Source organism: Pseudomonas alkylphenolica, assembly GCF_004025535.1.
GTDB classification, from domain to species: Bacteria; Pseudomonadota; Gammaproteobacteria; order Pseudomonadales; family Pseudomonadaceae; genus Aquipseudomonas; species Aquipseudomonas alkylphenolica_A.
In genome coordinates this window covers 252782-264827 of the sequence record NZ_QJRG01000033.1, presented here as the reverse complement: position 1 = coordinate 264827, position 12046 = coordinate 252782, and the positions used below count along the sequence as shown (strand labels likewise).

Genomic DNA, 12046 nt, shown 5'->3' with positions numbered 1-12046 from the left:
AGATATGGCTGAGCGGCACGATACGGTGGCTCTGGTCTGGGTCAAGGGCGCTATCAGCGAGTGTCTTGGCCAGGCGCGTCTGGCGCTGGAGCAATTCTCCGCTGAACCTGGTGACGAACAGGTGCTGGGTGGGTTTATCGAGAACCTCCACCAGGTTCGCGGTTGCCTGGTGATGCTCGAGCTTAGTGGCGCGGCCCTGCTGGCCGAAGAGCTGGAGCAACTGGGCCTGGCCTTGCGCGAAAAACGTGTCGCCCAGCGTGGCGAAGCCCTGGGCGCGCTGTTTCGCGGCCTTGAGCAGTTGCCGCTGTACCTGGAGCGGCTGCGCAGCGCCCGACGCGACCTGCCGCTGGTGGTGCTGCCGGTGCTCAATCAGCTGCGTGCCGAACGTGGTGTCGAGCCGCTGGGGCAGAGCAGTGTGTCGGGCGCCGCGCCCGTGGCCGCCGACGAACTGGCCAACCTCGACCTGTCGCTGGGGTCGTTGCGCGAGCGCCTGCACGCCGGTACCGATCGCGACGCCTTGCGCTCGGTGGTGGCGGCGCTGTGTGACGACTTGATGCGGGTCAAGGAGCGTCTTGACCTGTTCGTACGCGGTGACCGTCAGCGACTTGATGACTTGCAGCCGTTGCTTTCGCCCTTGCGGCAGATCGCCGATACCTTGGCGGTGCTTGGCTTCGGTCAGCCCAGGCGGGTGATCATCGACCAGGTATGGGTGCTGCAGAGCCTGGCTCAAGGCCAGCGCGCGGTGGACGACGCGGTGTTGATGGATGTTGCGGGTGCACTGCTGTATGTCGAGGCGACCCTGGCCGGCATGGTCGGCCCGCTGGAGCAGCACCCCACTCAGAGCTCGCTGCCGGGTACCGACCTGGCCGAGATCCGCCAGCTGGTGCTTGAGGAAGCCCATGCGGTGTTGCAGCAGGTCAAGGACCAGATAGGCGATTGCCTTGAAGCCGGCTGGCAGTCGCACCGGATGCAGTCGCTGCCGGGTTTGCTGCAGCAGATTCGCGGGGCCCTGGCCATGCTCATGCTTCCAAGGGCGGCGACCTTGATCGGCCAGTGCGGTGACTACGTCCAGTCCAGCATGCTCGGCAGCACCCCGCCGGATGACGCTGCGCTGGCGCACCTGGCGGACGCACTGAGCGCCTGTGAGTGCTATTTGCAGTGGCTGAACGCCGACCCTCAGGCAAACCCCTGGTCGTTTCTGGATCTGGCCCAGGCCAGCCTGGCGGCCCTGGGCTTTGCCCCGGCGCCTGAGCCTGCGCTGGAGATCAAGGCGGCGGTGGTCGAAGAGCCCGCTGTCGATGAAGAACTGCGTGAAGTGTTTCTCGAGGAAGCCCAGGAACTGCTGCCCGAACTCAATCGCCAGTGGGCACGTTGGCAGGCCAATACCGGCGACCGTGATGCACTTATCGAGCTGCGCCGTGGCCTGCACACCCTAAAGGGCAGCGGGCGCATGGTGCGGGCACAAGGGCTGGCGGAGCTGGCATGGTCCGCCGAGCACCTGCTCAACCGCGTGCTTGAAGGACGCGTGGAAATCGGCGCAGCGCCGCTGGCCAGCCTGCAGCAGGCGTTGGACATGTTTCCCGGGTTGCTGGTGGCGTTTGCCAACGGGAACCTGCAGATCGGCAAGGACCTCGAGCAGTTGTCGCTGCGCCTGCACGCCCAGGCCATGAACGACGCGCCTCATGAAGCCGATAGCCATGAAGCCATCGACCCCCGGTTGGTGGAGATTTTCCGTAACGAGGCGCTGGGGCACCTGGCCAGCCTCGAACGTTTCCTGGCAGCGGCCGACCAGCATTTGCCGCAACCGGTCAGCGACAATTTGCAGCGAGCCTTTCATACCCTCAAGGGCAGTGCGGCCATGGCCGGTGTGAAGCCCATCGCCGAGCTGGCCACGGCACTCGACCTGCTGGCAAGAGAGTTCAAGGCCCACCAGCTGGCGTTCGACATTGAAGAGATTTACCTGCTGGAGAGCGCCGAGCCGCTGTTGCGCCGAGGCCTGGAACAACTGGCCAGTTCGCCTCAGGCGCCGATCAATGGCGCCTCGACGCTGATCGAAGATATTCAGCAGGTGGTCGATGCCCGCCTGCAGGCCTTGCAGCAGGCGCCGCGCCAAGGCGGCCGGATCAAACGTGATCCGCAATTGATCGCCAGCTTTCTTGCCCAGGGCATGGATATTCTGCTCGATGCCGAATCGCTGTTGCTGCGCTGGCAAGAGCACCCGGGCGAGCGCCAGGAACTCAATGCGTTGCTCGATGAGCTGACCACCTTGGGCCAGAGCGCGCACCTGGCTGACTTGTGGCAGGTTGATGAACTGTGTGAGGCCTTGCTGGACCTCTACGGGGCCGTCGAAGAAAGCAGCCTGGCGGTCAGTGCGCACTTTTTCGAACAGGCCCAGCTGGCCCATGAGTCGCTGATCGACATGCTCGACCAGTTGGCGGCAGGCCAGGAGGTGAGCCCGCGTCCGGAACGCCTTGAGGCCTTGCGTAAACTGCTCGACGAAGCGCTGGCGCCAGACGCCACGGGGCTGATCAGCCATCAGGATGGCCAGGCCCGAATCGCCGATCTGGGCGCTGCGACGGCAGCTCTGGCAGTCGACCCGGCGGTAGTGGAGCTGTTCCTCGAAGAAGCAAACGATGTGCTGCAAAGCGCCGACCAGACGCTGGAGCGTTGGCTGGCCGACCCGGACAACGGCTCGGCGCTGTCGTCGTTGCAACGTGATCTGCAGACCCTCAAGGGTGGGGCGCAGATGGCCGAATTTGGTACGGTCGAAGTGCTGGCCCAGGAGCTTGAGCTGGTATACGAAGGCCTGGTCGATCGGCGTTTTGCGCCGACCCCTGAACTGATCACGTTGCTCAAGCGCAGCCATGCCCAGCTGGCCCAGGTACTTGAGCAACTGCAGGCCGGTGCTGCGCCCGTGTCGATGGTGGAATTGCTGGCTGCACTGCGTGAACATCGTCACAACGCACCGCCTGCCGTTGCGTTGGAGAAGGCGGCGGACCCGGTAGAAGACGCCGGCGACAAAGAGCTGCTGGAGATCTTCCTCGAAGAGAGCTTCGATATCGTCGAAAGCTCAGGCGCTGCCTTGCTGCGCTGGCAGGCCGAGCCGCGCAACAGCGTCGAGATCGAAAACCTGTTGCGCGACCTGCACACCCTCAAGGGGGGCGCGCGCATGGTGCAGATTGCGCCGATCGGCGACCTCGCCCATGAGCTGGAATTTCTCTATGAACTGCTGGCTGCCGGGCAGTTGCAGCCCAGTGCCGCGTTGTTCAGCCTGCTGCAGAACTGCCATGACCGGCTGGCACACATGCTCGACGCAGTACGCCTGCAGCAGCCACTGCATGCCGCCACGGCACTGATCGACTACATCCGCAACTTCAGCAGTGCGGCACTGGCCGATACCGCGGCCCAGCAGTCCCAACCTGAAGCGGCGCCTGTGGACGCGCCAGCCGCAGCACCGGAGCGTGGCCCGGTGGACATGGTCAAGGTAGCCTCGGAGCTGCTCGATGACCTGGGCAATCTCGCGGGTGAGCATTCAATCCTGCGCGGGCGCATCGAACAGCAGGTCAACGATGCCCAGGTGGCACTCAACGAGATGGAAACCACGCTGGAGCGTATGCGCGATCAGCTGCGCAGGCTGGACACCGAAACCCAGGGGCGGATTCTCAGCCGTCAGCAGGCCGACGCCGGTGGTCAGCTCTACGATGATTTTGACCCGCTGGAAATGGACCGCCATTCGCAGCTGCAGCAACTCTCCCGGGCCTTGTTCGAGTCCGCTTCCGACCTGCTGGATCTCAAGGAAACCCTCGCCGTACGCGCCCAGGATGCACAGAGCCTGTTGCAACAGCAGGGGCGGGTGAACACCGACCTGCAGGAAGGCCTGATGCGTACGCGGATGGTGCCGTTCGAACGACTGGTGCCGCGTTTGCAGCGGGTGGTTCGGCAAGTGGCCAGCGAACTGGGCAAGCAGGTCGAACTGGTCGTCGGCAATGCCGAAGGCGAGATGGACCGCAGCGTGCTGGAGCGCATGGTGGCGCCGCTGGAGCACATGCTGCGCAACGCCGTCGACCACGGCCTGGAGTCCAGTGAAATTCGCCAGGCCGCCGGTAAGCCTGCGCAGGGGCTGATCTCGTTGAACCTGCTGCATGAAGGCGCCGATATCGTCATCGAGATGAGCGACGACGGCGCGGGTGTGCCGTTGCAGGCGGTCCGCAACAAGGCTATCAAGCGTGGCCTGCTGGACCCGGCGGCGGTGCTGAGCGACCACGAGATCATGCAGTTCATTCTGCAGCCGGGCTTTTCTACGGCGGAAAAAATCACCCAGATTTCCGGGCGCGGCCTGGGCATGGACGTGGTCCATGAAGAGGTCAAACAACTGGGCGGTTCGATGGTGATCGAGTCCCGGGCGGGCAAGGGTGCGCGCTTCCTGATTCGCTTGCCGTTCACCGTCTCGGTCAACCGGGCGTTGATGGTGCAGTACGGCGAAGAGCAATACGCCGTACCGCTCAATACCATCGAAGGGATCGTGCGGGTGCCGCCGGTCGAACTGGAAGCCTGTTACCAGCTTGAATCACCGCATTACGAGTACGCCGGGCATCGCTACGCGCTGCACTACCTGGGTGAGCTGCTGCAAGGTGCAGTGCAGCCGCGCCTGCTCGGCCAGAACCTGCCGTTGCCGGTACTGCTGGTGCACTCGCACGAGCAGCAGTTTGCGATTCAGGTCGATAGCCTGGCGGCCAGCCGCGAGATCGTGGTCAAGAGTCTGGGGCCGCAGTTCGCCAGTGTTCAGGGATTGTCCGGGGCGACCCTGCTGGGTGACGGTCGCGTGGTGCTGATCCTGGATCTGCTGGGGCAGCTGCGCGGCTTGCACCATCGCCATGCACAGCGCATTGGCGCCCTTGCGGGTGTTCAGCTGCAGGCTATCGAGCAGGCCCCGACGCGACCGTTGCTGGTGATGGTGGTCGATGATTCGGTGACGGTGCGCAAGGTCACCAGCCGCTTGCTCGAACGCCATGGCATGAACGTACTGACGGCCAAAGATGGAGTCGATGCCATGGCCCTGCTGCTGGAACACCGCCCGGATATCCTCTTGGTGGACATCGAGATGCCGCGCATGGACGGTTTCGAAGTGGCGACGCAGGTACGCAACGACCCCGACCTCAAGGATTTGCCGATTATCATGATCACCTCGCGAACCGGACAGAAGCACCGCGACCGGGCGATGTCCATCGGCGTCAACGATTACCTGGGCAAACCCTATCAGGAGTCGGTGTTGCTGCAGAGCATTGCTCGCTGGAGTCCCCGTCATGCTTGAGCAATCTGCCCGCAATGGGCGTCGCAGCAGCCTGACCGGGTTGTTGCTGGCAATGGCCGATCGTTGCCTGGTACTGCCCAATGTCGCTGTGGCCGAGTTGATCGGCTACCAGGTGGGGACGCCGGCAACCGACCAGCCGCCGTGGATGCTGGGCTGGATCGACTGGCGCAACCAGCGCCTGCCGCTGCTCAGCTTCGAGGCGGCCTGTGGTGGCCAGGTGCGGATCGGGGAGCGGGCGCGGATCGTCGTGCTCAATGCCCTGGGTGGCAGCCGCCTGCGCTTCATTGCCTTGCTGGTGCAGGGCATCCCCCGTTCGTGCAAGCTCGACAGCCAGCTCAACTACGTGGATGTGCCGTTGGCGGCACTGGAGCTGGCGGCAGTGCAGGTGGGTGATCAGGTTGCCAGGGTGCCGGATCTGCCGGCGCTTGAGCAGTTGCTTGAGGAGGCAGGGCTGGTTTGAAACATTTGCCTGTGTAGGATGGGAACCCTGTCCGTTGTCCGGAGGACCCTGTCGCATGTATCACGGTGAACGTTTCAACGCCTGGACGCATCTGGTCGGCGCAGTGCTTGCCTGTATCGGCGCCATCTGGCTGCTGGTGGTGGCAAGCCTGCAGGGCGACCCCTGGAAAATCGTCAGCCTGGCTATATACGGCTTTACCCTGTTGTTGCTCTACAGCATTTCAACGGTCTATCACAGCGTGCGCGGCAAGGCCAAGGTGGTGATGCGCAAGCTCGATCACCTATCCATCTACCTGCTGATCGCCGGCAGCTACACGCCGTTCTGTCTGGTCAGTTTGCGCGGCCCCTGGGGCTGGAGCCTGTTCGGCGTGGTGTGGGGGCTGGCGCTGATCGGCATGTTGCAGGAGATCAAGCCGCGCTCCGAAGCACGGGTGCTGTCGATCATCATTTATGCAGTGATGGGCTGGATCGTGCTGGTGGCAGTCAAGCCTTTGCTCGCCAGTCTCGGCGCGGCGGGTTTTGCCTGGCTGGCTGCCGGTGGTGCGTTCTACACCATCGGCATCATTTTCTTCGCCTACGACAGCCGCTTTCGCCACTGGCATGGCATCTGGCACCTGTTCGTCATCGCCGGCAGCTTGCTGCACTTCATCGCGGTATTTTTCTACGTGCTTTAAAAATCGCCCCACAACTGCTGAGCCACGGCCAGGGCCACCACCGGTGCGGTTTCGGTGCGCAGCACGCGTGGGCCGAGGCGGGCGGCGTGGAAACCGGCGGCCTTGGCCTGCTCGACTTCAGCTTCGCTCAAGCCACCTTCCGGGCCGATCAGAAAGGCCAGGCTGGCGGGTTGCTGGTGGCTGGTGAGCGGCTCGGCGACCGGGTGCAGGACCAGCTTGAGCTGTTCGTCACAGGCCTTGAGCCAATCGGCGAGCAACACCGGCGAGTTGATCAGCGGTACGCTGGAGCGGCCACACTGTTCACAGGCGCTGATAGCCACCTGGCGCCAGTGGGCCAGCCGTTTGTCGGCGCGCTCATCTTTGAGGCGCACTTCACAGCGTTCGCTGACGATCGGGGTGATGACCGTGGCCCCCAGTTCAGTGGCTTTCTGAATGGCCCAATCCATGCGCTCGCCACGGGACAGGCCCTGGCCAAGGTGAACCTTGAGGCCGGAGTCGGCTTGGCCGGCGAACGATTCGTTCAGTTGTACCCGCACGGTTTTCTTGCCGACTTCAAGCAACTGGCCGAGGAATTCCACGCCGCTGCCGTCGAACAGTTGCACGGCGTCGCCAACGGCCATGCGCAGCACCCGACCGATGTAATGGGCCTGGGCCTCAGGCAAGTCATGCTCACCAAGGCTCAGGGGGGCGTCAATGAAGAAGCGGGACAGTCTCATCTCAAAACTCTGGGTAGGTGTTGGCTGTGCGGACGTCATTGCTGGTGTTGCCAGCAATGCTGTTAGCCCGGGTCGCGGAAGTCAGGGTGGAAATCAGCCGGAACGGCCACGCTGACGCTGTCGCGGGTGGCGATATCGATGCCTTCGCTGGCCACCTCGGCAAGGAAGTCGATCTGTTCCGGGGTAATGACGTACGGTGGCAGGAAGTACACCACGCTGCCCAATGGGCGCAGCAGGGCGCCACGGGTCAGTGCATGCTCGAAGACTTTCAGGCCGCGCCGCTCCTGCCAGGGGTAGGCGGTCTTGCTGGCCTTGTCCTGAACCATCTCAATGGCCAGGGCCATGCCGGTCTGGCGCACTTCGGCGACATGCGGGTGATCGACCAGGTGCGCCGTGGCGCTCGCCATGCGTGCAGACAAGGCCTTGTTTCGTTCAATGACGTTGTCTTGCTCGAAGATGTCCAGGGTCGCCAGCGCCGCGGCACAGGCCAGCGGGTTGCCGGTGTAGCTGTGCGAGTGGAGGAAGGCGCGCAGGGTCGGGTAGTCGTCGTAGAAGGCGCTGTACACCTCGTTGGTGGTCAGGCACGCGGCCAGTGGCAGGTAGCCACCGGTCAGGGCCTTGGACAGACATAGGAAGTCCGGGCGGATGCCGGCCTGTTCGCAGGCGAACATCGTGCCGGTGCGGCCGAAGCCCACGGCGATCTCGTCATGAATCAGGTGCACGCCGTAGCGGTCGCACGCTTCGCGCAGCAGTTTGAGGTAGACCGGGTGGTACATGCGCATGCCGCCAGCACCCTGGATCAGCGGCTCGACAATGACCGCGGCGACGCTGGCATGGTGTTCTGCCAGGGTGTGTTCCATGGCCGCGAACATGTTGCGCGAGTGCTCTTCCCAGCTCATGCCCTCAGGACGCAGGTAACAGTCCGGGCTTGGCACCTTGAGGGTGTCGAGCAGCAGGGCCTTGTAGGTTTCGGTGAACAGCGGCACATCGCCGACCGACATCGCGGCGATGGTTTCGCCGTGGTAGCTGTTGGTCAGGGTGATGAAACGCTTTTTCTCTGGCTGACCTTTGTTCAGCCAGTAGTGAAAACTCATCTTCAGCGCAACTTCAATGCACGACGAGCCGTTATCGGCATAGAAACACCGATCCAGGCCCTCGGGAGTGAGCTTGACCAGACGCTCGGACAACTCGATGACCGGCTGGTGGCTGAAACCGGCGAGGATCACGTGTTCGAGCTGATCGACCTGGTCCTTGATGCGCTGGTTGATCTGTGGATTGGCGTGGCCGAAAACATTGACCCACCAGGAGCTGACCGCATCGAGATAGCGCTTGCCCTCGAAGTCCTCCAGCCACACGCCTTCACCGCGTTTGATCGGGATCAGCGGCAGATGTTCGTGGTCTTTCATCTGGGTGCAGGGGTGCCACAAGACCTTGAGGTCGCGTTCCATCCACTGTTGGTTGAGGCCCATTTCGATTCTCCTGGCGACGACAGCGCGCACGTGCGGCGCAAGCCTATGCAATGCGTCGACGAAGGACAACCCGTGGCATGCAATCAGCTGCCTGGCATTGCTGGCGAGCGGGCTTGGCGTGACGTATCCTTCGGCTATTCTTTCCGGGGGCTTCCCCCACATTCTGCTTTGATCCGGAGTTCGCCAAAATGTCTGCTGCTTGGCTGCGCGCCTGTGCGCTCGTAATGATAGGACTGTTCAGCGGTGCTGCGCTGGCCAAGACCCCGACGGCAATCGTCGTGGGTGGTGGCCTGGCGGGCCTGACCGCTGCATATGAACTGCAGGGCAAGGGCTGGCAGGTCACCCTGCTGGAGGCCAAGTCCGGCATGGGCGGGCGTTCGGGCCTGGCCACCAGCGAGTGGATCGGCAACAGCAAGGCGCAGCCGACCCTCAACCAGTACCTCGATACCTTCAAGATCAGCACCCAGCCGGCACCGGAGTTCGTGCGGACGCCGGGCTACCTGATCGACGGCGAGTACTTCAGCTCGACGGACCTGGCCACCAAGCAGCCGGCCACCGCCGAGGCGCTCAAGCGCTACGAAAAGACCCTCGACGACCTGGCGCGTTCGATCGACGACCCGCAGAACCCGGCGGCCAACAGCACCTTGTTCGCCCTCGACCAGCTGAACGTGTCCACCTGGCTGGACAAGCTGCAACTGCCGACCACCGCTCGTCAGTTGGTCAACCAGCAGATTCGTACCCGCTACGACGAGCCATCGCGCCTGTCGCTGCTGTATTTCGCCCAGCAGACTCGCGTCTACCGTGGTGTCAGCGACCGTGACCTGCGTGCAGCCCGCCTGCCTGGTGGCAGCCCGGTACTGGCCCAGGCCTTCGTCAAAGAACTGAAGACCATCAAGACCAGCTCGCCCGTCAGCGCCATCACCCAGGACAAGGACGGCGTAACCGTCAAAGTCGGTAGCGTGGGTTACCAGGCCGACTACGTAGTGCTGGCCGTACCGCTGCGTGCACTGGCCAAGATCCAGATGATCCCGGGGCTGGACAACCAGCACCTGGCAGCCCTCAAAGGCACCAACTACGGTTGGCGCGACCAGTTGCTGCTCAAGTTCAAGAACCCGGTGTGGGAAAGCCGTGCGCGCATGTCCGGCGAGATCTACAGCAACACCGGCCTGGGCATGCTCTGGATCGAGCCGGCGCTCAAGGGTGGCGCCAACGTCGTCATCAACCTGTCGGGTGACAATGCCCGCCTGCTGCAGGCCTTTGGCGACAAGCAGATGGTCGACCAGGTGCTGATCCGCCTGCATGCGTTCTACCCGCAGGCGCGTGGTGCGTTCACCGGTTATGAAGTACGCCGTTACAGCACCGATGCCAACATGGGTGGCGCCTACCTGGCCTACGGCCCGGGGCAGATCAGCAAATTCTGGCGCCTGTGGGAGCGTCCGGTGCAGCGCGTCATTTTTGCCGGTGAGCATACCGATGCCCTGTACCCGGGTACCCTGGAAGGTGCGCTGCGCAGCGGTCAGCGTGCCGCCGGCCAGGTGCAAGACCTCGCCGCAGGCAAGTCCTTCGATCCGGCCAAGGCAGCCACTGTTGCCGGTGCAGCCGCCACCGCGGCAGCTGCCAGCAAGGGCAATTTCTTCTCCAACATGTTCGGTGGATCGTCCGATAAACCGGCGAAAGCGGTGGACACTTCGAAGCAGGAAGAAAGCAAGCCGGGCTTGTTCAAGCGGATGTTTGGCAGCGATGACAAGCCAGCCGCGCAACCGGAGGCGAAAGCTGCCGACGCCGCTCCGGCACCCGTAGCCGCGTCAGCGCCGGTATCCACGCCAGCCGTGGCCCCGGTCGCAAAGGAAGAAACAGTCAAGCCTGCACCTGCCAAAGCGCCAGCCAAACAGGCACCGGTGAAAAAGCCTGTGGCCAAGGCCGACCAGGCGAAGAAAACTGCAGCCAAGGCGACCGCGCCAGTGAAGAAAGCCACGGTCAAGGCTGAGCCGGCCAAAAAGCCGGTGGCCAACATTCAGGCCAAGGCGCAGTAATGCGCTGAAACCCCGGACAAGCCCGTCCCCGCTGTCACCGAGAGGGTGAGCGGGCTTGTCCCTTGATGCATTCCTTCCCCCATAGTTAATGTTTCCTTAATGGCGCTGTAAAACACTAACAATCGTCTTTCTCGATATTTCAAAGCAAAATTTTCGGCTTTAATTCGATAGATAACTCGTTAGTCTTGGGCACAGTTCTTTCAGGGAAGCACGGCAATGCAACTGCGCAATTCATCCTCTCGTTACGGCCTTGTCAGCATCGTCATCCACTGGGGTGTGGCGCTGGTAGTTTTCGGGCTGTTCGGATTGGGCTTGTGGATGGTGGGTCTGGACTACTACAGCGCATGGCGCCAAGACGCCCCGGACCTGCACAAAAGCATCGGCCTGGTACTGCTGGGCGTGATGCTGCTGCGGGTGCTCTGGCGTTTCATCAGCCCGCCACCGCCGGCACTGCCGAGCTACAGCAAGCTTACCCGCGTGGGCGCCACGTTCGGCCACGCTCTGCTCTATGTCGGTCTGTTTGCGGTGATGGTCGCGGGTTACCTGATTTCCACTGCCGACGGTGTAGGCATTCCGGTGTTCGGTCTTTTTGACGTGCCGGCGCTGGTCAGCAACCTGCCTGATCAAGCGGATATCGCCGGTGAAGTCCATTTGTATCTGGCGTGGGGCCTGGTGATTTTTGCCGGCTTACATGGCCTGGCAGCCCTGAAGCACCACTTTATCGACCGTGACGCGACCCTCAAGCGCATGCTGGGCCGCAAAGCTTGATGTTCAACCTCAACTCCAAAGGGATATAGACGCATGTTGAAAAAGACTTTTGCCGCACTGGCGCTCGGTACTGCTCTGCTGTCGGCTGGTCAGGCCATGGCTGCTGATTACGCGATCGACAAGAAGGGTCAGCACGCCTTTGTTGACTGGAAAATCAGTCACCTGGGCTACAGCTTCATTCACGGTACTTTCACCGATTTCGACGGCTCCTTCTCGTGGGATGCCGCCAAGCCTGAAGCGAGCAAGATTGCCGTTGACCTGAAAACCGCCAGCGTCTGGTCCAACCACGCTGAGCGTGACAAACACATCGCCAGCAAAGACTTCCTCGATGTGAAGAAATACCCAGAGGCCAAGTTCGTCTCCACTGCAGTCAAATCGACCGGCGAGAAAACTGCTGACGTGACTGGTGACCTGACCCTGCACGGTGTCACCAAGCCGGTAGTCTTCAAAGCCACCTTCGTCGGTGAAGGCAAGGACCCATGGGGCGGCGAGCGTGCTGGCTTCAACGCCACCACCACCCTGAACCTGAACGACTTTGGCATCAAAGGCCCAGGTGCCACGTCGCAGACCCTGGACCTGGACATCTCGGTCGAAGGCGTCAAAAAGTAACATTGCA

General features: G+C 62.7%; 8 protein-coding genes. 6 read left to right on the top strand and 2 right to left on the bottom strand.

The features are described 5' to 3' along the window. The first annotated feature begins 4 nt into the window (after positions 1-4). From DM813_RS01275 to trhA, 3 genes are read left to right on the top strand one after another with little or no spacing between them, the layout of a single operon-like run. Positions 5-5311: a hybrid sensor histidine kinase/response regulator gene (locus DM813_RS01275; RefSeq protein WP_128321637.1), complete on the top strand. Its 5307-nt coding sequence runs from the start codon at positions 5-7 to the stop codon at positions 5309-5311. Next, positions 5304-5771, top strand: a complete 468-nt coding sequence (locus DM813_RS01270) for a chemotaxis protein CheW (RefSeq protein WP_128321636.1) — start codon at positions 5304-5306, stop codon at positions 5769-5771. The genes DM813_RS01275 and DM813_RS01270 overlap by 8 nt, the downstream gene beginning before the upstream one ends. Positions 5772-5826: 55 nt before the next feature. Further along, positions 5827-6444, top strand: a complete 618-nt coding sequence (gene trhA / locus DM813_RS01265; RefSeq protein WP_128321635.1) for a PAQR family membrane homeostasis protein TrhA — start codon at positions 5827-5829, stop codon at positions 6442-6444. On the opposite strand, the gene DM813_RS01260 is transcribed toward trhA, so the two are convergent. Both DM813_RS01260 and DM813_RS01255 read right to left on the bottom strand, forming a co-directional pair. After that, positions 6441-7160: a 16S rRNA (uracil(1498)-N(3))-methyltransferase gene (locus DM813_RS01260; protein ID WP_128321634.1), complete on the bottom strand. Its 720-nt coding sequence runs from the start codon at positions 7158-7160 to the stop codon at positions 6441-6443. The genes trhA and DM813_RS01260 overlap by 4 nt on opposite strands. Positions 7161-7222: 62 nt before the next feature. Continuing rightward, positions 7223-8629, bottom strand: a complete 1407-nt coding sequence (locus DM813_RS01255) for an adenosylmethionine--8-amino-7-oxononanoate transaminase (RefSeq protein ID WP_128321633.1) — start codon at positions 8627-8629, stop codon at positions 7223-7225. Positions 8630-8817: 188 nt separating this feature from the next. On the opposite strand from DM813_RS01255, the gene DM813_RS01250 reads away from it, so the two are divergent. From DM813_RS01250 to DM813_RS01240, 3 genes are all read left to right on the top strand, one after another. Continuing rightward, positions 8818-10662: a flavin monoamine oxidase family protein gene (locus DM813_RS01250; protein WP_128321632.1), complete on the top strand. Its 1845-nt coding sequence runs from the start codon at positions 8818-8820 to the stop codon at positions 10660-10662. A gap of 216 nt (positions 10663-10878) precedes the next feature. Further along, on the top strand, positions 10879-11430 hold the full coding sequence (locus tag DM813_RS01245; protein ID WP_128321631.1) for a cytochrome b: 552 nt from the start codon (positions 10879-10881) through the stop codon (positions 11428-11430). Between the two features lie 33 nt (positions 11431-11463). Further along, on the top strand, positions 11464-12039 hold the full coding sequence (locus DM813_RS01240; RefSeq protein ID WP_128321630.1) for a YceI family protein: 576 nt from the start codon (positions 11464-11466) through the stop codon (positions 12037-12039). Positions 12040-12046 lie beyond the last annotated feature (7 nt).